This window comes from Streptomyces sp. NPDC058653 (assembly GCF_042716895.1).
In the GTDB taxonomy this organism is placed as follows: Bacteria; Actinomycetota; Actinomycetes; order Streptomycetales; family Streptomycetaceae; genus Streptomyces.
The window spans coordinates 1-24366 of the sequence record NZ_JBHXRM010000056.1 but is presented as its reverse complement, the minus strand read 5'-3'; the positions used below and the strand labels follow the sequence as shown (position 1 = coordinate 24366).

General features: G+C 70.3%; 26 protein-coding genes. 9 read left to right on the top strand and 17 right to left on the bottom strand.

The window, feature by feature from the left end:
- The first annotated feature begins 200 nt into the window (after positions 1–200).
- Both ACFWU9_RS32665 and ACFWU9_RS32660 read left to right on the top strand, forming a co-directional pair.
- Positions 201–1121 carry an NAD(P)-dependent oxidoreductase gene (locus ACFWU9_RS32665; RefSeq protein WP_384324696.1) on the top strand — a complete coding sequence of 307 codons (921 nt, stop codon included), beginning with the start codon at positions 201–203 and terminating at the stop codon, positions 1119–1121.
- Positions 1122–1172: 51 nt separating this feature from the next.
- A complete protein-coding gene (locus ACFWU9_RS32660; RefSeq protein WP_384324695.1) occupies positions 1173–1991 on the top strand; it encodes a DUF4253 domain-containing protein in 819 nt (272 codons plus the stop codon).
- Between the two features lie 10 nt (positions 1992–2001).
- On the opposite strand, the gene ACFWU9_RS32655 is transcribed toward ACFWU9_RS32660, so the two are convergent.
- Positions 2002–2412 (bottom strand): hypothetical protein, encoded by a 411-nt coding sequence (locus ACFWU9_RS32655; RefSeq protein WP_384324694.1) that lies wholly within the window; start codon positions 2410–2412, stop codon positions 2002–2004.
- A gap of 71 nt (positions 2413–2483) precedes the next feature.
- A complete protein-coding gene (locus tag ACFWU9_RS32650) occupies positions 2484–2879 on the bottom strand; it encodes an ATP-binding protein (RefSeq protein ID WP_384324693.1) in 396 nt (131 codons plus the stop codon).
- Positions 2880–2992: 113 nt separating this feature from the next.
- Between ACFWU9_RS32650 and ACFWU9_RS32645 the strand changes: the two genes are divergently transcribed.
- From ACFWU9_RS32645 to ACFWU9_RS32635, 3 genes are all read left to right on the top strand, one after another.
- On the top strand, positions 2993–3814 hold the full coding sequence (locus ACFWU9_RS32645; protein ID WP_384324692.1) for a Scr1 family TA system antitoxin-like transcriptional regulator: 822 nt from the start codon (positions 2993–2995) through the stop codon (positions 3812–3814).
- Entirely contained in the window at positions 3814–4053 is a 240-nt protein-coding gene (locus ACFWU9_RS32640; RefSeq protein ID WP_384324691.1) for a DUF397 domain-containing protein, read from the top strand. The genes ACFWU9_RS32645 and ACFWU9_RS32640 overlap by 1 nt, the downstream gene beginning before the upstream one ends.
- Before the next feature lie 133 nt (positions 4054–4186).
- Positions 4187–4486, top strand: a complete 300-nt coding sequence (locus ACFWU9_RS32635) for a hypothetical protein (protein ID WP_384324690.1) — start codon at positions 4187–4189, stop codon at positions 4484–4486.
- Positions 4487–4492: 6 nt separating this feature from the next.
- Here the strand turns inward: ACFWU9_RS32635 and ACFWU9_RS32630 are convergent, their stop codons facing one another.
- Positions 4493–5884, bottom strand: a complete 1392-nt coding sequence (locus ACFWU9_RS32630; RefSeq protein WP_384324689.1) for a helix-turn-helix domain-containing protein — start codon at positions 5882–5884, stop codon at positions 4493–4495.
- A gap of 322 nt (positions 5885–6206) precedes the next feature.
- Between ACFWU9_RS32630 and ACFWU9_RS32625 the strand changes: the two genes are divergently transcribed.
- The gene (locus tag ACFWU9_RS32625) at positions 6207–6902 is read left to right on the top strand and encodes a DUF4232 domain-containing protein (RefSeq protein WP_384324688.1); all 696 of its coding nucleotides are present in this window, start codon (positions 6207–6209) and stop codon (positions 6900–6902) included.
- Between the two features lie 27 nt (positions 6903–6929).
- On the opposite strand, the gene hemB is transcribed toward ACFWU9_RS32625, so the two are convergent.
- From hemB to ACFWU9_RS32595, 6 genes are all read right to left on the bottom strand, one after another.
- Entirely contained in the window at positions 6930–7919 is a 990-nt protein-coding gene (hemB, locus tag ACFWU9_RS32620; RefSeq protein ID WP_384324687.1) for a porphobilinogen synthase, read from the bottom strand.
- 110 nt (positions 7920–8029) lie between these two features.
- The gene (locus tag ACFWU9_RS32615; protein WP_384324686.1) at positions 8030–9685 is read right to left on the bottom strand and encodes a uroporphyrinogen-III synthase; all 1656 of its coding nucleotides are present in this window, start codon (positions 9683–9685) and stop codon (positions 8030–8032) included.
- Positions 9682–10650, bottom strand: coding sequence for a hydroxymethylbilane synthase (gene hemC, locus ACFWU9_RS32610; RefSeq protein ID WP_384324685.1), 969 nt, complete (start codon positions 10648–10650; stop codon positions 9682–9684). The genes ACFWU9_RS32615 and hemC overlap by 4 nt, the downstream gene beginning before the upstream one ends.
- Positions 10647–12017: a glutamyl-tRNA reductase gene (locus ACFWU9_RS32605; RefSeq protein WP_384324684.1), complete on the bottom strand. Its 1371-nt coding sequence runs from the start codon at positions 12015–12017 to the stop codon at positions 10647–10649. Before ACFWU9_RS32605 ends, hemC begins: the two co-directional genes overlap by 4 nt.
- A complete protein-coding gene (locus ACFWU9_RS32600) occupies positions 12014–12778 on the bottom strand; it encodes a redox-sensing transcriptional repressor Rex (RefSeq protein WP_384324683.1) in 765 nt (254 codons plus the stop codon). The genes ACFWU9_RS32605 and ACFWU9_RS32600 overlap by 4 nt, the downstream gene beginning before the upstream one ends.
- 322 nt (positions 12779–13100) lie before the next feature.
- A complete protein-coding gene (locus tag ACFWU9_RS32595; RefSeq protein WP_384324682.1) occupies positions 13101–13376 on the bottom strand; it encodes a glutaredoxin family protein in 276 nt (91 codons plus the stop codon).
- A 159-nt stretch (positions 13377–13535) separates the two neighbouring features.
- On the opposite strand from ACFWU9_RS32595, the gene ACFWU9_RS32590 reads away from it, so the two are divergent.
- The 3 genes from ACFWU9_RS32590 to ACFWU9_RS32580 all read left to right on the top strand — a co-directional run bounded on the left by ACFWU9_RS32590 (position 13536) and on the right by ACFWU9_RS32580 (position 16999).
- The gene (locus tag ACFWU9_RS32590) at positions 13536–14483 is read left to right on the top strand and encodes an HAD family hydrolase (protein WP_384324681.1); all 948 of its coding nucleotides are present in this window, start codon (positions 13536–13538) and stop codon (positions 14481–14483) included.
- A 253-nt stretch (positions 14484–14736) separates the two neighbouring features.
- Positions 14737–15537, top strand: coding sequence for an ECF subfamily RNA polymerase sigma factor, BldN family (locus ACFWU9_RS32585; protein ID WP_384324680.1), 801 nt, complete (start codon positions 14737–14739; stop codon positions 15535–15537).
- 235 nt (positions 15538–15772) lie between these two features.
- Positions 15773–16999 carry a DUF5667 domain-containing protein gene (locus tag ACFWU9_RS32580; protein ID WP_384324679.1) on the top strand — a complete coding sequence of 409 codons (1227 nt, stop codon included), beginning with the start codon at positions 15773–15775 and terminating at the stop codon, positions 16997–16999.
- A gap of 101 nt (positions 17000–17100) precedes the next feature.
- Here ACFWU9_RS32580 and ACFWU9_RS32575 read toward each other — a convergent pair whose 3' ends face one another.
- From ACFWU9_RS32575 to ACFWU9_RS32540, 8 genes are all read right to left on the bottom strand, one after another.
- The gene (locus ACFWU9_RS32575) at positions 17101–18327 is read right to left on the bottom strand and encodes a lysophospholipid acyltransferase family protein (RefSeq protein ID WP_384324678.1); all 1227 of its coding nucleotides are present in this window, start codon (positions 18325–18327) and stop codon (positions 17101–17103) included.
- A gap of 1 nt (position 18328) precedes the next feature.
- Entirely contained in the window at positions 18329–19366 is a 1038-nt protein-coding gene (locus ACFWU9_RS32570) for an NAD-dependent epimerase/dehydratase family protein (protein ID WP_384324677.1), read from the bottom strand.
- Between the two features lie 278 nt (positions 19367–19644).
- A complete protein-coding gene (locus ACFWU9_RS32565; RefSeq protein ID WP_003948845.1) occupies positions 19645–19743 on the bottom strand; it encodes a 30S ribosomal protein bS22 in 99 nt (32 codons plus the stop codon).
- 110 nt (positions 19744–19853) lie between these two features.
- The gene (locus tag ACFWU9_RS32560; RefSeq protein ID WP_014046653.1) at positions 19854–20066 is read right to left on the bottom strand and encodes a helix-turn-helix domain-containing protein; all 213 of its coding nucleotides are present in this window, start codon (positions 20064–20066) and stop codon (positions 19854–19856) included.
- A 128-nt stretch (positions 20067–20194) separates the two neighbouring features.
- Positions 20195–21010 (bottom strand): phosphatase, encoded by an 816-nt coding sequence (locus tag ACFWU9_RS32555; RefSeq protein WP_384324676.1) that lies wholly within the window; start codon positions 21008–21010, stop codon positions 20195–20197.
- 181 nt (positions 21011–21191) lie between these two features.
- Entirely contained in the window at positions 21192–22364 is a 1173-nt protein-coding gene (locus tag ACFWU9_RS32550) for an acetoin utilization protein AcuC (RefSeq protein ID WP_384324675.1), read from the bottom strand.
- Positions 22333–23562, bottom strand: coding sequence for an MFS transporter (locus ACFWU9_RS32545; protein ID WP_384324674.1), 1230 nt, complete (start codon positions 23560–23562; stop codon positions 22333–22335). Before ACFWU9_RS32545 ends, ACFWU9_RS32550 begins: the two co-directional genes overlap by 32 nt.
- 43 nt (positions 23563–23605) lie before the next feature.
- Positions 23606–24250 (bottom strand): HAD family hydrolase, encoded by a 645-nt coding sequence (locus tag ACFWU9_RS32540; RefSeq protein ID WP_384324673.1) that lies wholly within the window; start codon positions 24248–24250, stop codon positions 23606–23608.
- Positions 24251–24366 lie beyond the last annotated feature (116 nt).

Here is a 24366-nt window from a genome sequence, read left to right as displayed (position 1 = left end):
AGATCGAGCTCCTGAGGCTTCTGGTACGCCAGTTGGAGATCCCCATCCTTCCGTCTCCACTCCGCCTCTCGCACACACTTCCGTATCTCCCTTGCTTACCTCCCGGTGCGTAGCACACCAATTAGTCGGTACTTGTGGGCAGAAGTCCTCCGTCCGAAGATCGGAGGCGACCCCGTTCCCGTCTCCGGAGGAGCACCCGTATGTCCCCCAGCACCAAGCCCGCCGTCTCCGTCATCGGCCTCGGAATGATGGGCACGGCTCTCGCCGTCGCCTTCCTGAGGGCGGGGCACCAGGTCACCGTCTGGAACAGATCGGCCGCCAAGACCGGGCCGCTGGCCGCCCAGGGCGCGCTCCCGGTGGACACGGCCGCCGAGGCGGTCGCCGCGAGTCCGCTCGTGGTCGTCTGCCTCAGTACCTACGACACGGTCCGCACCGTCCTGGAACCGCTCACCGGCCGGTTCACCGGCAAGACCCTCGCCAATCTCACCAACGGCACCCCCGACCAGGCCCGCGACCTCGCCGTCTGGTCGGCCAAGGAGGGCGCCGACTATCTGGACGGCGGGATCATGGCCGTCCCGCAGATGATCGCGGGACCGCACGCGTACGTCTTCTACAGCGGCCCGCGGGAGGTCTTCGAGGCGCACCGGGAGACGTTCGCCGCGCTCGGCGGCACGAGGTACGTGGGCGAGGAGGTCGGCCTCGCCGCGCTGTACGACCTGGCGCTGCTCACCGGCATGTACGGAATGATCATGGGCGTGATGCAGTCGTACGCCCTCGTCCGTACGGAGTCCATACCGGCCACCGACTTCGCCGAGCTGCTGGTGCCCTGGGTGGGCGCGATGCTCGGCTCGGCGCCCGCGTGGGCGGAGGCGATCGACTCGGGGCGGCATCTGACGGACGTGGCGAGTCTCGCCACGAACCAGGAGGCGTTCCCGAATCTGCTGAGCACGTTCGCCGCGCAGGGTGTGAGCGGCGAGCTCTTCGCCCCCGTCCAGGGCCTCCTGGACCGCGCGATCGCCGAAGGGCACGCGGCCGACGGTCTGTCACGCCTCGCCGATCTGCTCGGTACGGGCCCGGGGCGGGGGCCGGCCACGGAGAGCGGCCAGGGACTCGGCACTTGAAGTTCCACAAGCCGAACCCCGTTGTCAGTGGCGGCATTTAGGGTCTCCAGCATGGCGACGCTCCCCAACCCCCTGCCCGCCCTGGCCACCGACCCCTCGGGGCGCTCGGCCGGGCTCCGACTGCCGCCCGGCAAGCTGGTCGACACGACCATCGACGGGACCTGGCACGAACCGCTCCTGTGGTACGCGGACGAGCCGGCGTCCCCGCGGGCCTGGGCCGACCTGCTGCCCGCCCGCAGGACGGCGGGGCTCCATCCGCTGCTGGTCCACGGCGGTCACCGCAAGCAGTGGCCCGAGGCGTGGGACCTGAATCCGGAGTCGGTGTCGTATCCGGGGGACCACGACGCGGAGGACGTCCTCGCGGGCTTCTGGGAGTACGCGACGGAGGAGGACGAGTGGCCGGGTCTCGCGGCGGCCCCGGCGACGGCGGAGGACGAGGCCGGGGACCGGGAGGGGGAGGCGGCCGATCCGGACGACGAGGCCGCCGAGATCGCCTCCCTCCTGACGGACGAGGGCAGTTGGATGCACGGCGCGCGGGTGGCCCTGGTCCCCGCCCGCCGCAGCGCGGACATCCCGGCGGCCATCGGCTGGAGCGGCCCGGTGAACCACGAGGAGGACGTGGCGCGGCTGTCGGCGGTGCTGCGGTCGTGGGAGGACCGGTTCGGGATACGGGTGGTGGGGCTGACCTTCGACCAGCTGGTGGTCTCGGTGGCCTTCCCGCCGACGACGCAGGACGAGGCGGAGGCGGTGGCGGCGGAGCACTACGCGTTCTGCCCGGACAACATCAACCAGGGCCGGCACACGTCACTGTCGGCGTACGCGACCCATCAGGTGCTGGACCAGCCCGCCTGGACCTTCTGGTGGGACTGAACGGCCCGGCTCAGCGGTCCTTCCCGCCCTGCCCGCCGTCCCGCTCGTCCGCGACCGACCGGGGCGGGACCCAGCGGCGCACGGGCTCTTCCGCGGGCCGGGCGTCCCGGCGCCGCGCGATCAGCATGCCCGCCGCCACACCCGTGGGCATCGACAGCAGCAGGGCGCCGGACAGGCGGGTGTTCTGCTTCGACGAGCAGACGTTCAGCGCGTTCGCCGTCCGGTCCGGGTCCCTTGTCACGGCCGCCTTGCTGTCCTCGAAGGACGAGTGACCCGTCCCGTCGCCGGTCCAGTTGAGGTTGAGCGCCGGACGGCACTCCGCACCGGCCAGGCCCGGATCCGGGCTCGACAGCAGCAACCAGAGGATGAACGCCAGTCCGGCGCCGGTGCCTGTCGCAAGGGGAAGCCGACCTCTGTCCATGCGTCGATGGTACGAAGCGTGCCTCCCCCCGCGCCACCGCGTAACCGGCCCCGAGGGACCGGCCCGCCCGGTCAGATCACGAACTCGCACCACACGATCTTGCCGGGCCGGCGCTCCCCCACACCCCACTTGTCGGCGACCGCCGCCACGAGCATGAGCCCGCGCCCCGTCTCCCCGTACGGCTCACGCACACTCGGCCGCCAGTCACCGCTGTCGTGCACCTCGACTCGGAACACCCCGTCCGCGAGCAGCGACAGACTCAGCAAGTAGCCGCGGCCGGGCGGAACTCCGTGCACCAGGGCGTTGGTCGCCAGCTCGCTCACGCAGAGCAGGACATCGTCGAGCCGGTCGCCGAGCGCCCAGTCGGCCACGGCCTCCCGTACGAACTGCCTGGCGGCGGGCACGGAGCGGCGTTCGCGACGGTAGAAGCGCTCACGCGGGGCGGGGGGTGGATTCGTCTCATTCACAGGGCGATTGTCACTGAACGTGATTGGGCTGATGCAGTGCGCGCACCCGTACAAAGATTTCGTACGGGTGGTGCGGGCGTGACGTACGGGCGGGAACGGGGAGTTGGACGGACATGCACATCAGAAAGCAGCAGCGGAAGAACGCGTCGGCGATGAAGCTCGTGGGCGCGCTGGTCGCCCTCTTCCGGGAGGCGGCGGGCCTGACCCAGCGCCAACTCGCGGAGCTCGCCTGCGTACACACGGAGACGATCGCGTCGGTGGAGCAGGGCCGGCGGCCACTGAAGCCCGATCTGGCGGAGCTGCTGGACCAAGTGCTGGAGACGAAGGGGGCGTTGGCGACGGCGGTGGAGAACATGCCGGAGATCGACCGGTATCCCGTCTGGGCGGCGGCGTTCATCGATCAGGAGCAGGAGGCGATTGCCATCTCCTCGTACCAGAATCAGGTGATGCCGGGCCTGCTCCAGACCGAGCGCTACGCGCGTGCGGTCTTCCGCAGCAGGGTGCCCGCCTTCAGCGAGGACGAGATCAACACCCGCGTCGCCGGGCGTATCGAGCGCCAGCACATCCTGCACCGCAAGGTCCCGCCGACCTGCAGCTTCCTGATCGGCGAGGCCGTGCTCAAAGACCGGCTGGGCTCAGTGGACGTGTACGCGGAACAGCTTCGCTCTCTCCGGGAGAGCGCCGAGGTCCCGGGCCTGACCCTCCAGATCATGCCGTTCGGCCGGACCACCCACGCGGGACTATCCGGGCCGTTCGTCCTGCTGGAGACACCCGATCATCAGCATCTCGCCTATGCCGAGACCCAGCGGGGCAGCCTCTTCGTCGAGGACCCGGACGAGGTCAGCATCCTGGCGCGCAAATATGCGATGCTGCGGACGCAGGCCCTCAACCCCGAAGAGACGAAGGGCCTGTTGGACCGGTTGCTAGGAGAGTAATGAGCACTCCACTTGAGTGGTTCAAGTCCAGCTACAGCGGGAGTGAGGGCGGCGCCTGCCTCGAAGTCGCCTACCACTGGCGGAAGTCGAGCTACAGCGGCGATGAAGGCGGCGATTGCGTCGAGGTCGCCGCGCACCCCGCCGCCGTGCATGTCCGGGACTCGAAGGTCACGGACGGGCCCGTGCTCACCCTCGCCCCCGCCGCCTGGGCGGCCTTCACCGCGGACGTCGCCCGCTGACCGTCGCGCCCACTGCGCCGGTCAAGTGAATACCGTTTCCATATGCCCCGTCAGCCGTGACCTTTGAGCCGGATCTGAGGAATAGACAGACCGGAACAAGGATGAATACGACGAGCAGACGGGATACGACCAGATGAAAGCCCCTCACACCCTGACGGTCTTCGGCGCGGCGGTGCTGGCCGCGGTACTCCCGGCCACCGGCGCCGCCGCGGACGAGACCCACACGAACTCGCACAACGGCGGCTTCACCCTGCTCTCGGTCGGACAGATCGACGACCCGGCCGAGGATGTGCTGGAACACGCGACGATCCTCGGCGAGACGCACATGACCGAGGGCGCGCAGGCGCCGGAGCCGGCCGAGGCACCGGAACCCGCGGATGCACCGGAGCCGGCCGAGGCACCGGAGCCCGCGGAGGCACCCGACACCGCCTAGGTCCGCCTACGGAACAGCGGCCGGCTCCCACTTCGAGGCGCCGTTGGGGTGGTCGTACGACGGCCGCCCTTCCGCACCGCTCGTACGGAACGGCTTCCCGGCGTCGTCCACCCGGAGCGTCCCCTGCCGTGCGCCGCTGGACCACACCAGCTCCAGATACCAACTCACGTCGTGGTCCCTGGCGTTCGCGGTGATGTAGAAGACCTCGGGGTCGGACTCGCTGACCTTGTAGGGGAAGTCCCGCTGACCCGCCTTCGGTACGGAGGCGGGGCGGCCCTCGTCCAGGTCCACGGAGAACGTCTTGGTCGACACCCCGCCCCCGCAGCCGACCCCCATGCCGTAGTCGTTCCAGGCGAGCGGCTCACCTGTCTCCACCACGCGCACGTCGAGCGACTTGAGTACGACGGTCTCGCTCCCGGTGCCCTGGACGGCCAGCTCGATGAACTGGCTGCCGCTGGCGACCCCGCCGAGCGCGCCCACCCAGCCGGGCGCGTCCGGCTCGGCGGGAGGCGGGGGGATCTGCTCCGGAGGGCGGTCGATCAAATAGCGCTGACTGCACGGGTTCTCGAAGGCGTACGGCTTGGTGGTCACCGTCACCGGCACCCCGCCCGTCGTTGCCTTCCCGTTCCCGGCGTCGGCCCCCGCGTCCTTCTGCCCCTCCTCGCGGGGAGTCGCCCTGTCCGACGGACTCGCGCCGCGCGAGGGCGTGTTGTCCGGGGACGGTGAGCCGGACGGCTCGGCCGACGGCGGCGGGGCGGACTTCGATCCACCGCCCGCGTTGCTCTCGGACGCGACGGGCTTGCGGTCCTTCGACGACGGGTCGTCCCACGCGCCGAGTCCGATCGCCGGCACAGCGACGGCGGCGACGACCGCGGCGGCGGCGAGAGTGATGTAGAGCCGCTTCCTGCGCGCCGTACGAGGGGTGTCCCCACCCGGCCCGTCGGAACCGGACGCCGCGACGGAGCCCAACTCCTCGACGGAGGAGGCGGAGGAGACATCGGCATCCGGGGCGCCGGCCCCGTCGGACCCGCCGGATTCGTCGGAGGCCCCAACAGCCCTGTCGCGCACGGGAGTCCCGGCCGCGTCACCCGTCCCCGAGGCCGTGGCAGCCGCTCCCCCGGCGGGAGCCGACGGCGCGGACCGCGACCGCCGCCGCGCCTCGTCCGCGAGGATCCAGCGCCGGTGCAGCTCCACGAACTCCTCGGCCGTCGCCCCGCACAGCCGCCCGAGGCGCTCCGCCGCCGAGAAGTCGGCGGGCACGGCATCACCGTTGCAGTAGCGGTGGAGCGTGGACGTACTGACATGAAGCTTCCCGGCGAGTACGCCGTAGCTCTGTCCGGAACGGTCCTTCAACTCGTTGAGCAGTGCCGCGAAAGCCTTGGCCTCGGTCGTCGCCACTCCCGTTTCCCCCTCCACACATCGGTACGCCACCGTACTCGACCGTTCCAGGAACGCGTCCCAGGGTGACGTTGTTTCCGCAGGTCAAACGGTACTTGAGCGTTCCAGCTTCCCTCATTGTCCCTTGCCGATTGCGGCCGCTTCCGGCCGCCCCGCAAGGTGAGTGCAGCACCCGCCGAACGAGGGGGAAGCGATCCGAACCCGACTCCGCGACGGCCTCGTCGATGCCGTGGCCGTCTGCGTACTCGTCGCCTGCACCGCCGTGTTGCTCGTGCTCATCAACCGCTACTGACCGCACCACCACAACGGGAGACAGAGACTCATGCGTAACCTTCGATTCCGCTCGGCCGCCACCACAGCCACCACCGCTCTCGTGGCCGCTCTCGCCCTCACCGCCTGCCAGCCCTCGGACGCGGTCGGCTCCACCCCGCAGCCCGAGTCCACGGCTTCCGCCGCCACGGCCACGGCCACGGACGCACCGGACGCACCGGACGCCAAGGCCACCGACAAGCCGAATCCGCCCGCCGACCAGAACACGGACAACAGCGGCAGCGGCAGCGGCAGCGGCAAGAGCACCGACAAGGGCAGCACCAGCACCAAGACCACCACCTGCACCGGCGACAACACCAGCGTCACGGTCACCAAGGTGAGCCGGCCCGTCAACCACCTGCTGCTGACCGCCACCAACACCGGCAGCACCGGCTGCCACGCCTTCTCCGCGCCGTTCCTCCGCTTCGACGACGCCCAGGCCGTCACGCAGATCAACGAGGACAGCCAGCCGCAGGCGGTGGTCACCCTGTCACCCGGCCAGTCGGCGTACGCCTCGATCTCGCTGGGCGGCACCGACGGCGCCCCGACCACCGCGGTGTACAAGCTCGGCGTCCACTTCGCGAGCCGCGACAACCAGGGCTCCGTGGGCTCGCCCGCGGACCTCACCCTCCCGGCGGGAACGAAGATCGCCGACAGCGCGTCGGTCTCCTACTGGCAGACCGAGATGGCCGACGCCCTGGTCTGGTAGCGGGCCGCACGGTCCCGCGCGGGCGCCTCAGAGCGCCCGCGCGACCTCCGTCGCCCAGTAGGTGAGGATCATCCCCGCGCCGGCCCGCTTGATCCCCGTCAGGCTCTCCATGATCGCCTTGTCGCGGTCGATCCAGCCCTTCTCCGCGGCGGCCTCGATCATCGCGTACTCGCCACTGATCTGGTACGCGGCGACGGGCACGGTCACCTCGGCGGCGACCTTCGCCAGCACGTCCAGATAGGGCCCGGCCGGCTTCACCATCACCATGTCCGCGCCCTCTTCGAGGTCGAGCGCCAACTCCCGGAGCGTCTCACGGGAGTTGGCCGGGTCCTGCTGGTAGGTCTTGCGGTCGCCGGTCAGCGAGGAGCCGACCGCCTCCCGGAACGGGCCGTAGAACGCGGACGAGTACTTCACCGCGTACGCCAGGACCGCCACGTCCTCCTTGCCGATCGTGTCCAGCGCGTCCCGCGCGACCCCGACCTGGCCGTCCATCATCCCGCTGGTGCCCACCACGTGCGCGCCCGCGTCGGCCTGCACCTGGGCCATCTCCGCGTACCGCTCAAGGGTCGCGTCGTTGTCGACGCGCCCCTCGGCGTCGAGCACCCCGCAGTGGCCGTGGTCGGTGTACTCGTCCAGACAGAGGTCGGACATGATCACCAGATCGTCGCCGACCTCCTCGCGGACCGCCCGGATCGCCACCTGGAGGATTCCCTCCGGATCGGTCCCGGCCGTCCCGAGCGCGTCCTTCTTCGCGTCCTCCGGCACCCCGAACAGCATGATCCCCGAGACACCCGCGGCCACCGCGTCGACCGCCGCCTTGCGCAGCGTGTCCAGGCTGTGCTGCACGACCCCGGGCATGGCCGAGATGGCCACGGGCTCGCCGGCACCCTCCCGCACGAACGCGGGCAGGATCAGGTCGGCCGGGTGCAGCCTCGTCTCGGCGACCATGCGCCGCATCGCGGGGCTCGTCCGCAGCCGACGGGGCCGGGTGCCGGGGAAGGAACCGTACAGAGTCATGGTGAGTCGCCTCATGGGTCCGGAAAAGGGCAGTCGTTCGGTGCCCTTCCACGCTACGCCGCGCGGCCGGCCCCGGGCGACGGCCCCCTCCCGCCCCTGAGGCGTACCGCTCAGGTCGTACGCCGCCGCCTCGACCCCGGTCGCCGCTCGCTCGGCCGGGTGACCGTTTCTCCGGCCTCCCGCGCCGCCTCACGGCGCTCCGCGCCGAACGCCGCCAGCGCCTCTGCCAGCTTGTGCACCGAAGGCTCCGGAGCCAGCACGTCCACCCGGAGCCCGTGCTCCTCCGCCGTCTTGGCGGTCGCCGGACCGATGCACGCGATGACGGTCACGTTGTGCGGCTTGCCCGCGATACCGACCAGATTCCGCACGGTGGACGACGAGGTGAACATCACCGCGTCGAAGCCTCCGCCCTTGATGGCCTCCCGCGTCTCGGCGGGCGGCGGCGAGGCGCGCACGGTCCGGTAGGCCGTGACGTCGTCCACCTCCCAGCCCAGCTCGATCAGCCCGGCGACCAGCGTCTCCGTGGCGATGTCGGCGCGCGGCAGGAACACCCGGTCGATCGGGTCGAAGACCGGGTCGTACGGCGGCCAGTCCTCCAGCAGCCCGGCGGCCGACTGCTCACCGCTCGGCACCAGGTCGGGCTTGACGCCGAAGTCCACCAGCGCGGCGGCCGTCTGCTCGCCGACCGCGGCGACCTTGATCCCCGCGAAGGCACGAGCGTCGAGCCCGTACTCCTCGAACTTCTCCCGGACGGCCTTCACCGCGTTGACCGAGGTGAAGGCGATCCACTCGTAGCGCCCGGTGACGAGCCCCTTGACCGCGCGCTCCATCTGCTGGGGCGTACGGGGCGGTTCGACCGCGATCGTCGGGACCTCGTGCGGTACGGCGCCGTAGGACCGAAGCTGGTCGGAGAGCGACGCGGCCTGCTCCTTCGTACGCGGGACGAGCACCTTCCAGCCGAACAGCTGCTTCGACTCGAACCACGCGAGCTGGTCGCGCTGCGCGGGCGCGCTGCGCTCCCCGACCACGGCTATGACCGGCTGGTGCCCGGACGCCGACGGCAGGACCTTCGCCTGCTTCAGCGTGAGCGCGATCGTGCCGAGCGTCGCGGACCAGGTGCGCTGCCGGGTCGTCGTCCCGGCGACGGTGACCGTCATCGGGGTGTCCGGCTTGCGGCCCGCGGCGACGAACTCCCCGGCGGTCGCGGCGACCGTGTCGAGCGTCGCCGAGACGACCACCGTCCCGTCGCTCGCGCCGAGCTCGGTCCAGCAGCGCTCACCGGCCGTACGGCTGTCGACGAACCGGACGTCGGTGCCCTGCGCGTCCCGCAGCGGCACCCCCGCGTAGGCGGGCACCCCCACGGCCGCGGCGATACCGGGCACGACCTCGAAGGGAATGCCCGCGGCGGCGCACGCCAGCATCTCGGCGCCGGTGTCGCTGTCGAGACCGGGATCCCCGGTCACCGCACGGACGACCCGCTTGCCGCCCCGCGCGGCCTCCATGACAAGATTGACGGCATCCCTGATCGCGGGGATACCGGCGGCTGTTGACGCATCGTCAACAATCGTCAGCTCAGGTGTGCTCACACCCGCACGCGCATGGCCGCGTACGACTTCGAGCACATCAGGCTCGGCGATCAGTACCTCCGCCCCCGCGAGCGCCTCGACGGCGCGGAGTGTCAGCAGACCCGGATCCCCGGGTCCGGCACCGAGGAAGGTGACGTGCCCTGATGCGGAGACGGCCGGGTGGTCGGCGATGGGGCTCAAAGTGCTCGCTCCCCCATAAGACCGGCCGCACCCTTGGCGAGCATCTCGGACGCGAGTTCGCGACCGAGCGCGACGGCGTCGCCGTGCGACGTGGGTACGGGACCGGTGATGGACAACTGCACGAGCGTCGAGCCGTCGGTCGTGCCGACGACGCCCCGCAGGCGCAGTTCGTTGACAAATCGCGTGTCCTGGCCGTCGCCCAGCAGGTCGGCCAGCGCACCCACAGGTGCGCTGCAACCGGCCTCCAGGGCGGCGAGCAGGGAACGTTCCGCGGTGACGGCGATCCGCGTGTGCGGGTCGTCGAGGCCGCCGAGCGCGGCGGTGAGTTCCGGGTCGGAAGCCACGCATTCGACGGCGAGTGCCCCCTGGCCGGGGGCCGGCAGGACCGAGTCGACCGACAGGAAGTCGGTCACCTCGTCCGTCCTGCCGAGACGGTTGAGACCGGCCGCGGCCAGCACGACCGCGTCGAGCTCACCGCTGTGGACGTAGCCGATACGGGTGTCGATGTTCCCGCGTATCGGCACGGTCTCTATGAGCAGGCCGTGGTCCCGGGCGTGCGCGTTGAGCTGCGCGGTGCGCCGCGGGGAGCCCGTACCGATCCGGGCGCCGTGCGGCAGCCGGTCGAGGGTCAGCCCGTCGCGTGCGACGAGCACGTCCCTGGGGTCCTCTCGGCGCGGTACGGCGGCCAGCGCCAGGCCCTCGGGCTGCGCCGTGGGCAGGTCCTTGAGCGAGTGGACGGCGAAGTCGACCCGGCCGCGCAGCAGCGCCTCGCGCAGCGCGGTGACGAAGACGCCGGTGCCGCCGATCTGGGACAGCTGCTCACGGGAGGTGTCGCCGTACGTGGTGATCTCCACGAGCTCGACGGCCCGCCCGGTCAACTCGCTCACGGCGTCGGCCACTTGGCGCGACTGGGCCATGGCGAGTCTGCTGCGCCTGGTCCCGAGTCTCAGTGTCTTCCCGGTCATACTCGCCCTCGGTTCTTGACGTCGACCGCGTCGCGGCCGCCGGTCCCGCCCCGGTCCGCCCGGCTGACGGCGGCGACCGTCTGCGGATCGAGGTCGAAGAGTTCGCGCAGCGCGTCCGCGTAACCGGCGCCGCCCGGCTCACCGGCGAGCTGCTTCACCCGCACGGTCGGGGCGTGCAGCAGCTTGTCGACGACGCGGCGGACGGTCTGGGTGATCTCGGCGCGCTGGCGCTCGTCGAGACCGGGGAGCCGGCCTTCGAGACGGGTGATCTCGCTGGTGACGACGGACGCGGCCATGGCGCGCAGGGCGACCACGGTCGGGGTGATGTGGGCCGCGCGCTGGGCGGCGCCGAAGGCCGCGACCTCGTCGTTGACGATCCGCTTGACCTGGTCGACGTCGGCGGCCATGGGGGCGTCGGCGGACGCCTCGGCGAGGGACTCGATGTCGACCAGCCGGGCGCCGCGCAGCCGGTGGACGGCCGCGTCGATGTCGCGGGGCATGGCGAGGTCGAGGAGCGCGAGCTCGCGCCCGCCCGCGAGTGCCTTCTCGACGGCGTCGGCGGTCAGCACGAGCCCGGTGGCGCCGGTGCAGGAGACGACGACGTCGGCACGTGTCAACTCGGCGTCGACGGCGCCCATGTCGACGGCGCGGGCACTGACTCCCGTACCGCCAGGCTCGCCCAGGATCGCCACCAGCCGTTCCGCGCGGGCCGCCGTGCGGTTGGCGATGACGAGCTCCGAGACTCCCGCGCGGGCGAGCGTCGCGGCGGCGAGCGAGGACATCGACCCGGCGCCGATGACCAGCGCCCGCCGGCCCCGGACCCAGGGCCCGACGTCCTCGCCGGCGGCGAGCTGTTCGAGACCGAAGGTGACGAGCGACTGCCCGGCCCGGTCGATCCCGGTCTCGCTGTGGGCCCGTTTGCCGACACGCAGCGCCTGCTGGAAGAGGTCGTTGAGGAGCCGTCCCGTGGTGTGCGACTCCTGGCCGCTGGCGAGCGCGTCCTTGATCTGGCCGAGGATCTGGCCCTCGCCGACGACCATCGAGTCCAGTCCGCAGGTCACCGTGAAGAGATGGTGGACGGCCCGGTCCTCGTAGTGCACGTAGAGATAGGGGGTCAGCTCGTCCAGGCCGACGCCGCTGTGCCGGGCCAGGAGCGTGGACAGCTCGGCGACGCCCGCGTGGAACTTGTCGACGTCCGCGTAGAGCTCGACCCGGTTGCACGTCGCGAGGACGGCCGCCTCGGTCGCCGGCTCGGCGGCGAGGACGTCCTGAAGAAGCTTGACCCTGCTGTCAGGTGAGAGCGATGCCCGGTCCAGCACGCTCACGGGCGCGCTGCGGTGGCTCAGACCGATGACCAGAAGACTCATGCCGGCATCACGGCGGGGACTTCCCCGTCGGGTCCCTTCCGGCTCTCGGCGGTGGAGCGGACCGGCGGCGGTGTGCCGGCCTGGGCCGCCGCGGCCTCCTCACCGGCCTTGCGCTGCTCGTGGAAGGCGAGGATCTGAAGCTCGATCGAGAGATCGACCTTCCGTACGTCCACTCCGTCCGGCACGGTCAGCACGGTCGGCGCGAAGTTGAGGATCGAGGTGACGCCGGCGGCGACCAGCCGCTCGCAGACCTGCTGGGCACCGCCCGCCGGAGTCGCGATGACCCCGATGGAGACGCCGTTGTCGCTGATGATCCGCTCCAGCTCGTCCGTGTGCTGGACCGGGATGCCGGCGACCGGCTTGCCCGCCATCTCGGGGTCGGCGTCGATCAGGGCGGCGACCCGGAAGCCGCGGGAGGCGAATCCGCCGTAGTTGGCGAGCGCGGCGCCGAGATTGCCGATACCGACGATGACGACGGGCCAGTCCTGCGTGAGACCGAGTTCACGGGAGATCTGGTAGACGAGGTACTCCACGTCGTACCCGACGCCGCGCGTTCCGTACGAGCCGAGATACGAGAAGTCCTTGCGCAGCTTCGCGGAGTTGACCCCGGCGGCCACGGCGAGTTCCTCGGACGACACAGTGGGTACGGAGCGCTCCGAGAGTGCGGTGAGCGCCCGCAGATACAGCGGAAGGCGGGCGACCGTGGCCTCGGGGATTCCTCGGCTACGGGTCGCCGGTCGGTGAGTTCGGCCAGTTGCCACGGTGCTCCTGCGGGATGAGCGGGGCTGCAGGCGGCCGTATGTCCCAGGACCGCCCCGTCCTGTGCAGGTTATGCCTTTGTGAACGCGTGCACAAAGATTGTGTCCGCTTTGTCCGCGCAAAGTGACCGGCGTCACGCGACCCGTACGAGCGATCTTGGAACCCTCGACCGCACCGGCCCGTTCAACCCATGATGGGGGCAAAGCAGTACAACTCCTCATGACCACGCCCCCGAGACCGCTCTCCCCGCGCCCGCCGGAGCCGGTCGTCCCGGCTCTTCGGAAAAGGCTCGGCAAAGCGCCCACGATCGTAACCGTCTTTCTGTCAGGTCCCCAGTTCCTTGCGGAGCCGATCGGCGTCTACGCGCCAGAAAGTGTGCTGCTCGCCGTCGACGAGCACGACCGGGATTTGCTCCCAGTAAGCGCGCCGCAGCTCTTCGTCGACCGTGATGTCCTTCTCTTCCCAAGATGCCCCGGTCTCGGCACAGACCGCGGCCACGACGGCGCGCGCGTCGTCACAGAGATGACAGCCCGGTTTCGAGACGAGCGTCACCACACGCCCGGCCGGATTCTTCTTCGCACGACGCAGCAGAGGACTCATGGGGTCCATTGTCCGGGTGCCGCGGCCACCCCGTCCCCACCCCGTCGGCCGCCCTCTCCCCACCCCGTTCACGCCGCGCCCTCCGCCTTCCCGGAGAGTTCACACCTACGGCACCCCGGCGCGTCCGGAAGTACCGAACAGACTGGCTATGCTCACGCTATGGCCGCACTGGGATGGCTCACCCCCCGTAAGCGCTCCGCGACAGCACGGAGCGTGCTCGCGGGTGAGGCCGCAGCAGAGGCAGGACTCAAGTCGTCGCAGGAGATCGACGGCGTCGGCGCGGCACCGACGGGCACCGGCGCCGGTGCGGGCGTGCCCGACTTCCCCGTCTTCGGCGACGCGCGCGCCGCCGCCTTCTTCGACCTGGACAACACGGTCATGCAGGGCGCCGCGATCTTCCACTTCGGGCGCGGACTGTACAAACGGAAATTCTTCCAGCGCCGTGAACTGGCCAGATTCGCCTGGCAGCAGACCTGGTTCCGGCTGGCCGGCGTCGAGGACCCGCAGCACATGCAGGACGCCCGCGACAGCGCGCTGTCCATCGTCAAGGGCCACCGGGTCTCCGAGCTGATGTCCATCGGCGAGGAGATCTACGACGAGTACATGGCCGACCGCATCTGGCCGGGCACCCGCACACTGGCCCAGGCGCACCTCGACGCCGGGCAGCAGGTCTGGCTGGTGACCGCCGCGCCCGTCGAGACGGCCACGATCATCGCCCGGCGCCTCGGGCTGACCGGCGCGCTCGGCACCGTCGCCGAATCGGTCGACGGCGTCTACACCGGCAAGCTCGTCGGCGAGCCCCTGCACGGCCCGGCGAAGGCCGAGGCGGTACGGGCGCTGGCGACCGCCGAGGACTTCGACCTGGAGCGGTGCGCGGCCTACAGCGACTCGCACAACGACATCCCGATGCTCTCGCTCGTCGGACATCCGTACGCGATCAACCCGGACAGCAAGCTCCGCAAGCACGCCAAGGACCGCGAATGGCGGCTGCGCGACTACCGGACGGGCCGCAAGGCGGCCAAGGTCGGCATCCCGGCGGCGGCCGGGGTCGGCGCGCTGGCGGGCGGCACGGCCGCCGCGGTGGCGCTGCACCGCCGCCGTCGCTGACGCACTCAGGCACAACAGATCACGTCAGCTGACAGATCGTGACGTCAAGCGATCAATAACCGCTCACGATGTGCTACTGGATTCGCCGTATAGGCGTAACAGAAGCGACGTAATCGATGATTTGAGCAACTGGGTGTAGTGCTGCCTGTACGAAGCGTTATTCTCCTCAGACGCATACCGGACCCCACACGTCGCCACGACGAGTGAACGGTCCCGCACTGAACGTGATGGAAGCTCTGCCTCTGGGAGTCCCGTGTACCCACACGTCGGGGTTGACGCCTCGGGCCTGGCTACGCTGCGCGCATCGGTCCTCGACCGCTTGCGCGGCTTCGTCCCCACCGCGTACGCCGTCCCCGCCCACGCCGCCGCGGCCCCTGCCGTGAGCGGCCCGATTGGTCCTTGCTATGCCCTGGCGAACGGTGGTGCGGCGGTCGGCAGAAGGGGAAGCAGGAACAGCGCCACCACCGCCGCCTCCACCCCTGTCCGCCGCCCCACGGCCGACAGCGACAGCGCCCGCATGATGGAACTCGTCGAGCGCGCCCAGGCCGGCGAGGCCGAAGCGTTCGGCCGGCTCTACGACCAGTACAGCGACACCGTCTACCGCTACATCTATTACCGCGTGGGCGGCAAGGCAACCGCGGAGGACCTCACGAGTGAGACCTTCCTGCGCGCCCTGCGCCGTATCTCCACGTTCACCTGGCAGGGCCGCGACTTCGGCGCCTGGCTGGTCACGATCGCCCGGAACCTGGTCGCCGACCATTTCAAATCGAGCCGCTTCCGACTGGAAGTGACCACCGGCGAGATGCTCGACGCCAACGAGGTCGAGCGCAGCCCGGAGGACTCCGTCCTTGAGTCCCTCTCCAACGCCGCGCTGCTCGAAGCCGTACGGAAACTCAACCCCCAGCAGCAGGAGTGCGTGACCCTGCGCTTCCTGCAAGGGCTCTCCGTCGCCGAGACGGCCCGGGTCATGGGCAAGAACGAGGGAGCGATCAAAACCTTGCAGTACCGGGCCGTGCGCACGCTGGCGAGGCTGCTTCCGGAGGACGCCCGCTGATACTCCCGGACCACTCGGCGACCGGTCCGGGACAGTCGGCGGACGACGCGGCGCACCGTTCAACTCACCGTCGGTGACGCCTCGATGACGCGCTGGTCCGATCATCTTTCGCGCGTAACCCAAGTGCCGCGACGCTCGTTGTGCGGGATGCAGGCTCCCTGTGGATGCGCTCAAGGCGTGCAACCTTCCGAACCCCCAGGGGAGTCGATCGTCATGACGAGAGGAGGTGCCGCCAGTGATCGCGAATGTCTCGGCACACCGGCGGGCGAACGCCTTCGCCCAGGCTTTGGAAGACCGGACGCCCCAGGGCGAGGCGGCGGAGCGGCCCGCCGCTTCGGCCGAACCGACTGAGCAGGGGCGGCTGTTGGCCCTGGCGACCGGTCTCGGTGAGCTACCGAGACCCACGCTGGACCCCGAGGTCAAAGTGGTGCAACGAGCACAGCTCGTGGCAGCCATGGAGGCCATGCTGCTGGAGGGCACGGCGGGCGGTGACGCGTCCGCGGGCCCCGCGGTGCCGGAGCAGAGACGGACATCGGGAAGAGGCGCCCACCGGGCCTCCCCGCTCCGGGGGCTGCGGAAGCTCCAGCCGAAGTCCCGCTGGTCGAAAGGGCTCGCGGCCGGTGGTCTCACCGTCGGCGTGGCCGCCGGTGCCTTCGGCGGTGTGGCAGCCGCGAGTTCCGACGCCCTGCCCGGCGATTCGCTGTACGGGCTGAAGCGCGGCATGGAGGACTTCAAGCTCGGCCTGGCCGACGAGGACGCCGACCGCGGCGGTCTCTACCTCGACCACGCCTCCACCAGGCTGAACGAAGCCCGCCGACTGCTGGAGCGTGGCCGCTCCGGCACGCTCGACCATGAATCGCTCGGCGAGATCCGCCGGACCCTCAACGGCATGAAGCACGACGCCACCGAGGGCCACCGGCTGCTGAACCAGGCGTACGAGAAGGACGGCAAGATCAAGTCGATCGCGACGCTCTCCTCGTTCTCCGCGTCGCACCGCGCCATCTGGGACAGTGTGCGGGACCAGCTGCCACCGCAGCTGAGCGATGTGGGCAGCCAGGTCAACTCGGTCTTCGACGCCATAGACGAAGACGTCGCACCGTTGCAGTCGTTGCTGCCCCGGGCGCCCGACCGGGACCGGCGCTCGCAGGATCCGGGCGGCGCCACCAAGGAGGCCGACGGCTCGGGCGGCGGTGCGGACAGCCGTCCCTCACCGTCGAAGTCGGCCACCGACACGGGGCGTACGGACGAGGTCGGGAAGCCGACTCCGTCCCGTCCCGGGGCCACCGAGGACGGCGGGCTGCTGCCCAGCGCCCCCGGCGATCTGCTCAACCCGCCGTCGGGCGAGGACCTTCCGTCGGTGCCCGGGCAGGGCGGCATCCCACCGGCCCCGGACGTCACGATCCCGCCGCTGCTGCCGAACCTGCTGCCGGGTCTGGGCATCGACACGGAGAACGTGGACTGACGAAGGCGCGGTAGGTGGTTGCGTGGAAGAGGCGAGGGCCGCCGGCCCTCGCCTCTTCTCGTGTCCCTGGCCGGGTGGGGGCCGGGGCGGCCGGTGTGGTCTCAGAAGAAGACCGACCGGCGCTGTACGAGCAGCTTGTAGAGCGTGTGCTGGATCTGTTCCCGTACCTGGTCGGTCAGGTTGAACATGAGCATCGGGTCCTCCGCCGCTTCCGGCGGATAGCCGTCCGTGGGGATCGGCTCGCCGAACTGGATCGTCCATTTCGTCGGCAGCGGCACCGCGCCCAGCGGCCCGAGCCACGGGAACGTCGGCGTGATCGGGAAGTACGGGAATCCCAGCAGCCGTGCCAGCGTCTTGGAGTTGCCGAGCATCGGGTAGATCTCCTCCGCCCCGACGATCGAGCACGGCACGATCGGCACGCCGTGCCGCAGCGCGGTCGAGACGAAGCCGCCCCGGCCGAAACGCTGCAACTTGTAGCGCTCGCCGAAGGGCTTGCCGAGGCCCTTGAACCCCTCCGGCATCACGCCGACGATCTCGCCGCGCTGGAGCAGCCGTTCCGCGTCCTCGGCGCAGGCCAGGGTGTGACCGGCCTTGCGCGCCAGTTCGTTGACGACCGGCAGCATGAAGACGAGGTCCGCGGCGAGCAGCCGCAGATGCCGACCCGCCGGATGGTTGTCGTGGACGGCGACCTGCATCATCAGCCCGTCGAGCGGGAGGGTGCCGGAGTGGTTGGACACCACCAGGGCGCCGCCGTCCGCCGGGATGTTCTCGATCCCCTTCACCTCCACGCGGAAGTAGTTCGCGTAGAGCGGGCGGATCAGCGACATCAGGACCTGGTCGGTGAGTTCCTTGTCGTACCCGAACTCGTCGACCTCGTAGTCCCCGGTGACCCGGCGCCGAAGGAAGGCGAACCCCTGGGCGAGCCGCCGGTCCCAGAGACTCCCGCCGGCCCCGGGCTCGGCCTCGGATTCGCCGTCAGCCCCGGGCCGGACTCCGTCCGCCCCGGCGGCGGGAGGCTGGGGCTCCGACGGGCCCGGTTCCGACGCCTCGGACCGGGACGGACCGGGCTTCCGCACCTCGCCGGCGGCATCAACCCGCGTCCCGTCCGGCTGATCGGGAACGGACGACAGCGACTGCTGCCCCGTACCCGGCTGGGACGACGCGGATTTCCCACGTTCCTTCGAGCGCTTCGCTGCGGCGTCCTTCGCCGCCTTGGACGACTTCGATGCCTTCGACGCCCCGCCGCCGGCACCGGCGGCGCCGCCCAGCCGCGCCGCGCGCCGTGACCGGGGCTCTTCGCCGAAGGGGATGACCTTGGCATCGGCCATGTCAGATGCGCTCCTTGCTGACGAGGGTGGCGAACCGGTCGACCGCGTCGGCGACAGCCTCCGGCGGCAACAGCCCGGCACCCCGGCTACGTGCGAAGTCCGTGAAGGCCTCCGCCGTCGTGTACGTGGGTACGAACCCCAGTGTCTCGCGCATCTGATCCGTGCTGACGACCCTGCCGTGGGTCAGCAGCCGGATCTGCTCCGGCGAGAAGTCGGTCATGCCGAGCGTGCGCAGCGCGGAGCCGACCCAGGTCACCGCCGGCAGCAGGATCGGCACCGTCGGCCTGCCCAGACGCCGGGAGCACTGCGAGAGCGACAGCACGCCGTCACCGGCGATGTTGAAGGTCCCGCTGTTGAGCGTGCCGCGCCGCGGCTCGTGCAGGGCGATCCGCAGGACGTCGATGACATCGTCCTCATGGACGAACTGGAGCCGCGGGTCGTAGCCGAAGACCGTCGGCAGCACGGGCAGCGCGAGATACTCGGCGAGCGGTGAATCCGCGGCGGGCCCCAGGATGTTCGCGAAACGCAGCACACACACCGCGACATCGGGCCTGCGGCGCGCGAAGCCGCGTACGTACCCCTCGACCTCCACCGCGTCCTTCGCGAATCCGCCGCTGGGCAGCGACTTGGGCGGGGTGGTCTCGGTGAAGACGGCCGGGTCCCGGGGCGCGGCGCCGTACACGCTCGTGCTCGACTTGACGACCAGGCGCTCGACGGTGGGCGACTTCTGGCACGCGCCGAGCAGTTGCATCGTGCCGATGACGTTCGTCTCCTTGACGGCCGTCCGGCCACCGGTGCCGAGCGGTGTGCCCGTCACGTCCATGTGCACGACGGTGTCGACGGAATGCTCGGCGAGGACGCGCGCTATGGCCGGCTGGCGGATGTCCGCCCGTACGAAATCCGCGCCGCCGAGACTGTGCTCGGGGGTGACGGCGTCCACACCGATGACCCGGTCCACCTCGGAGTCGCGCAGGATTCTCCGTACGAGACGGCTGCCGAGCTGGCGGGCCACTCCGGTCACGAGCACGACCTTGCCCAAGATCAGCGCCTTCCCCTGAATTCGATGTCCGACCCAAGCACATTGCTTGTCCCAGCCGTCACCGTAGCGGGTCGCCGCGGCCAGGTGACGGCCGCGCGAGGGTCTTCTCCGCAGCTTCGCGAATCTTTGACCCGAACCGACCCCGACGGACATCACCGAACCCGGATCGCCCCGACCTCGAATCGGACGGCGAATCGGACCACAAAGGGGAGCCGTAACGCACCGCGGCCCTCCCACCTGCGTGGTGGAAGGGCCGTGATGTCACGTACAGCTGTCGCTCACTTCTTGTTACGACGCTGAACGCGGGTGCGCTTGAGCAGCTTGCGGTGCTTCTTCTTGGCCATCCGCTTACGCCGCTTCTTGATAACAGAGCCCACGACTACCCTCGCTCACTTCTCTTCACTCGGTGCGGGGCGTCTGGGCCCACACGACCTACGTTGGCCCAGCCTACCCGTCGCCGAGTGAGGGACGTAATCCGAGGGAAATCTCAGGCGGATTCGACCCCCACGAAAGACTCGCGGAGATACTCGTGAACCGCTTGCTCCGGAACCCGGAAAGACCTGCCCACCCGGATCGCCGGCAGATGACCACTGTGCACCAATCGATACACGGTCATCTTCGACACTCTCATCACCGAGGCGACCTCCGCCACGGTAAGGAACTTGACCTCGTTGAGAGGCCTCTCGCTGCCAGCAGCCATGACCCACCTGTACCTTCCGCAACCGACGCGCACCGGCTTCCCCTCCGGTGACTCTTCGTCGCTGTGCGCTCACACCCCAGACTAGGGGCGGGTGGTACGAGTGGGGAAGAGGAGCAGCACATGGTCGCCTACTGTGACAGACACGCTCGATTGAGTACATAGCGAGTCAGTGGACGGTAGTAATCGGACCGGAGACCGTCGTCAACCGGAACCACGACGGACACCCGGCCCTCCGCCTCACCGACGAAGAGCGCCGGATCGTCGGTGTCGGCGAGCCCGATGGCCTCAATCCCCAACTGACCTGCCCCGCAGACCCATCCGTGGTCACCGACGACCAGCTCCGGGAGCGGTCCGCCGGCCTCCGCCGCACCGTCCAGCGCGACCCGAACGGGTAGGGGAGAATGGCTGTGTGCGCCGGTCTCACTCCCCGCGCGCGGGGCTTCGGATTCCCGCACCAACGCGACTCCCCGTACGTAGTCCAGACGGTACGTGCGTACTCCGAACCGGGTCGTTATGTCGATACATCGCCCCTTCGCCGGGGTGAGGACGACGCACCCGGCCGCCGACAAAGCGTCTGCCAACCCCGCGTAGAAGCCGATCAACCGGTGCGGATGGCCGGTCCCGAACAGCACAGGAGCCCGTCGGCCGGCGGCCGCGCCGAGCCGTTCCGCGAAGGCGTCGAGTCCGCTCAACGTCCGCTCGGGGTCGATGACATCACGGCCCGAGACAAGCGCGGGATCGCCCGACACGCCGCACCGGTCGGCCATCAGCCGCAGCACGTCGCGCTCGCGCCAGGCCTGTTCGGGCGCGAGCCCGAGGGTCGCGCGCGGATCGCGGACGGCGAAGAGCCGGTAACTGCGCAGGCTCTTCTCCCGTGCGGTGGCCACGGGGCCGGCCAGTCCGGTGGCCAGCAGATGGGCCTGGAGAGCGTCGGTACTCAGCACGGTCCCGATGGTCCCGCACCGGGCCGGTCGGGGGACCAAAACCGTTGCGGGACCGCACAGTTGGCGTAACCGGGCGGGACGGGGGACGCGTGCGGCGGTGGGACACGTGCGACGGGGGGTGGGTGGAACGGTGGGGTGCGTGGGGCGGTGGGGTGCGTGGGGGCGCTGCGGGGTCCGCGCGTCAGGCCAGCAGCCCCCGCAGCGGGAACGACGCCTTGCGGGTCGCGAGAATCGCCTGATCCAGCCGGTCGGCGGGGTCGTAACCCGCGTCCCACGGCTGCCAGTCCGCCGAACGCCCGTCCGTCATCCGCCGCGGCGCCGACTCACGGGTGGTGGCGTACACCTCGTCCCGCCACTCCTCCGGCACAGCGGTCGCCGGGTCGATGGGCGCGTGCGCAGCGATCGCCACCAGATGGGTCCAGGAGCGCGGCACGACGTCCACGACCGAGTATCCGCCGCCGCCGAGCGCGACCCAGCGGGCCCCGTCGACGTACTCGTGGGCCAGGTCGTGACAGGACGCCTGCACCGCCCGCTGCGCGTCCAGCGACACCGCGAGATGGGCCAGCGGGTCCTCGAAGTGGGTGTCGGCGCCGTGCTGCGTCACCAGCGCCTGCGGCCGGAAATCCGCCAGCAGTTCGGGCACCACGGAGTGGAACGCCCGCAGCCACCCCTCGTCGCCCGTCCCCGCCGGCAACGGCAGATTGACCGCGCTGCCCTCACCCGCGCCCTCGCCCGTCTCCTCCGGCCAGCCGGTCTGCGGGAAGAGCGTCCGGGGATGCTCGTGCAGCGAGATCGTCAGTACGCGCGGGTCGTCCCAGAACGACGCCTGGACGCCGTCCCCGTGGTGCACGTCCACGTCCACGTACGCGACGCGCTCCGCGCCGAGTTCCAGCAGGCGCGCGATGGCGAGCGAGGCGTCGTTGTAGATGCAGAAACCCGAGGCCGAGCCCGGCATCGCGTGGTGGAGACCGCCCGCGAAGTTCACCGCGTGGTTGGCCTCCCCGAGCCACACCGCCTCGGCCGCGCCGACCGACTGCCCGGCGATGAGCGCGGACGCCTCGTGCATGCCCGGGAAGGCCGGATCGTCGGGTGTCCCGATGCCGTACGAACCGTCGGCGGACCTCGGATCGGCCGAGTACCGCCGTACCGCCTCGACGTACGCCTCTTGGTGAACGAGTCTCAGCGTGGAATCCCCGGCGGAGCGCGCGGAGACCACGTCCACCTTGCTGTCGAGCCCGTACGCCCGTACGAGCTTCCTGGTCAGTGCCAGCCGTACGGGGTCCATCGGGTGGCTCGGCCCGAAGTTGTAACCCGTTACGGCGTCATCCCACATCAGCTGCGCGCGACCGGTCATGCCTGCCACCGTATCGGGCGGACCCGTCGGCGAACGACGGGGCGTACACCAGGGTCACAAGGATCATCAGCATCGGTACGAGCATCGCGCCCCGGTAGCTCCATACGTCACCGAGGGCGCCGACGAGGGGTGAACCGATCAGGAAACCGACGTAGTTGAAGATGTTGAGCCGGGCCACGGCCGCGTCGCTGGCGTCGGGAAACATCCGCCCGGCGGCGGCGAAGCACTGCGGTACCAGGACGCAGAGACCGAACCCGAGCACCGTGAACCCCAGAATCCCCACCCATGCGCCGGGGGCCAGCGCGACCACCGCGAATCCGGCGGCGGCGGAGAGCGCCCCGAAGCGGACGCCGGCGACGGGCCCGAAGCGGCGCACCCCGAGGTCGCCGGCGGCGCGGCCGAGGAGGGTGGTGACCATGTAGGCGTTGTACGGGACGGTGGCGACCTCGTCGGAGCTGCCCAGCACGTCCTGGAGGTACTTGGCGCTCCAGTTGGAGACGGTGGAGTCGCCGATGTAGGCGAAGGTCATGACGAGACAGAGTGGCAGGAGGGCCTTGAAGACCACGCCGCCTCGGGCGGCGGCCCCGCGCTCCAAGTCGGTGGGCGCGTCGGGCCCGGTGAGCGCGTCCGTGTACCAGCGGCTGCCGACGAGCGCGGCCGGCAACAGCACGACGACAACGGGCAGATAGGACACCAGCAGCGAGAGATCCCAGTGCGCGCCCGCCCACGCGAGCGAGGCCCCGGCGATGCCTCCGAGGCTGTACGTGGCGTGGAAACCGAGCATGATGCTGCGCCCGTACGCGCGTTGAAGGCGCACGCCGAGCATGTTCATCGACGCGTCGAGCGCACCGACCGACAGTCCGAACAGGCTGAGCGCGACAGCGACCTGCCACACCTGATCACCGGCGGCCACACCGAGGAGAGAGATCAGCACGACCGGCTGGGACCACCGCAGTACGACGCGAGGCCGCACGCGCGCGACGATCTTCTCGGTGAGGACGCTGCCCACACCGGCCAGAATCGGCACCGCCGCGAGGAACACCGGCAGCAGTCCGTCGGATATCCCGTACCGGTCCTGGATGGCGGGGATGCGCGTGACGAGGAGGGCGAAGGCCACTCCCTGGACGAAGAAACTCAGCGCCAGGGACACCCGTCCGTGTCTCAATCGCACAGCTGCGTTGACCGGTATGCCTGCCATGGCCGGACAGCGTATGGCTCAGCGCTACCCAGGGGTAGATGGATCAGGCAAGGAGTTCCGGGAGTTCGGCCATGGAGGAGAAGTACCCGGTGGCACCCTGGAGCTTCTCGGCCGGGGTCATCGCGGTGAACGCGTACACATCCATCCCGGCCGCCCGCGCAGCGGCCACCCCGAGCGGGCTGTCCTCGACGACGACGCACCTGGCGGGATCGGTCCCCATCCGGTCGGCGGCGTGCAGAAAGAGATCGGGGGCCGGCTTACCGCGCCCGACGTCCTGCGCGCTGAAGACGATCGCGGGCGCGAACCACCGGTCCAGCCCGGTCTTTCGGTGCCCCACCCGGATCCGCTCGTGGCTCCCGGACGACGCGACACAGTACGGCTGACCGTCGGCGACCAGCTTGCCGAGCACCTCGGGAACACCCTCGACGGGCCCCAACTCCCGCTCGAACGCGGCGAACACACGGCTGTGCAGGATGTCGTCGAAGTCGGCCGGCAGCTGCTGCCCGGTTCTCTCCCGTACGAGGTCATGCACCCGGTGGACCGCGGCACCCATGTAGTCGCGGAGGGAATCCTCGTACGTGGTCGGATGACCGAGCTCGGTGAGATAGGCCGCGAGGATGGTGTTGGAGAGCGGCTCGCTGTCGACAAGGACACCGTCGTTGTCGAAGATAACCAGTTCATAGCGCATAGGCCGACTGTAAACGACCCCTGAACGCGAAAATGCCCCGCACCTGAAGGTGCGGGGCATCCCCACAAAAATTGTTCGGCGGCGTCCTACTCTCCCACAGGGTCCCCCCTGCAGTA

What these genes read in the sequence shown, in the direction of transcription:
- ACFWU9_RS32665 (WP_384324696.1), top strand. Translation starts at nt 201, where the DNA reads ATGTCCCCCAGCACCAAGCCCGCCGTCTCCGTCATCGGCCTCGGAATG.
- ACFWU9_RS32660 (WP_384324695.1), top strand. Translation starts at nt 1,173, where the DNA reads ATGGCGACGCTCCCCAACCCCCTGCCCGCCCTGGCCACCGACCCCTCG.
- ACFWU9_RS32655 (WP_384324694.1), bottom strand. Translation starts at nt 2,412, where the DNA reads ATGGACAGAGGTCGGCTTCCCCTTGCGACAGGCACCGGCGCCGGACTG.
- ACFWU9_RS32645 (WP_384324692.1), top strand. Translation starts at nt 2,993, where the DNA reads ATGCACATCAGAAAGCAGCAGCGGAAGAACGCGTCGGCGATGAAGCTC.
- ACFWU9_RS32640 (WP_384324691.1), top strand. Translation starts at nt 3,814, where the DNA reads ATGAGCACTCCACTTGAGTGGTTCAAGTCCAGCTACAGCGGGAGTGAG.
- ACFWU9_RS32635 (WP_384324690.1), top strand. Translation starts at nt 4,187, where the DNA reads ATGAAAGCCCCTCACACCCTGACGGTCTTCGGCGCGGCGGTGCTGGCC.
- ACFWU9_RS32625 (WP_384324688.1), top strand. Translation starts at nt 6,207, where the DNA reads ATGCGTAACCTTCGATTCCGCTCGGCCGCCACCACAGCCACCACCGCT.
- hemB (WP_384324687.1), bottom strand. Translation starts at nt 7,919, where the DNA reads ATGACTCTGTACGGTTCCTTCCCCGGCACCCGGCCCCGTCGGCTGCGG.
- hemC (WP_384324685.1), bottom strand. Translation starts at nt 10,650, where the DNA reads ATGACCGGGAAGACACTGAGACTCGGGACCAGGCGCAGCAGACTCGCC.
- ACFWU9_RS32605 (WP_384324684.1), bottom strand. Translation starts at nt 12,017, where the DNA reads ATGAGTCTTCTGGTCATCGGTCTGAGCCACCGCAGCGCGCCCGTGAGC.
- ACFWU9_RS32595 (WP_384324682.1), bottom strand. Translation starts at nt 13,376, where the DNA reads ATGAGTCCTCTGCTGCGTCGTGCGAAGAAGAATCCGGCCGGGCGTGTG.
- ACFWU9_RS32590 (WP_384324681.1), top strand. Translation starts at nt 13,536, where the DNA reads ATGGCCGCACTGGGATGGCTCACCCCCCGTAAGCGCTCCGCGACAGCA.
- ACFWU9_RS32575 (WP_384324678.1), bottom strand. Translation starts at nt 18,327, where the DNA reads ATGGCCGATGCCAAGGTCATCCCCTTCGGCGAAGAGCCCCGGTCACGG.
- ACFWU9_RS32560 (WP_014046653.1), bottom strand. Translation starts at nt 20,066, where the DNA reads ATGGCTGCTGGCAGCGAGAGGCCTCTCAACGAGGTCAAGTTCCTTACC.
- ACFWU9_RS32550 (WP_384324675.1), bottom strand. Translation starts at nt 22,364, where the DNA reads ATGACCGGTCGCGCGCAGCTGATGTGGGATGACGCCGTAACGGGTTAC.
- ACFWU9_RS32545 (WP_384324674.1), bottom strand. Translation starts at nt 23,562, where the DNA reads ATGGCAGGCATACCGGTCAACGCAGCTGTGCGATTGAGACACGGACGG.
- ACFWU9_RS32540 (WP_384324673.1), bottom strand. Translation starts at nt 24,250, where the DNA reads ATGCGCTATGAACTGGTTATCTTCGACAACGACGGTGTCCTTGTCGAC.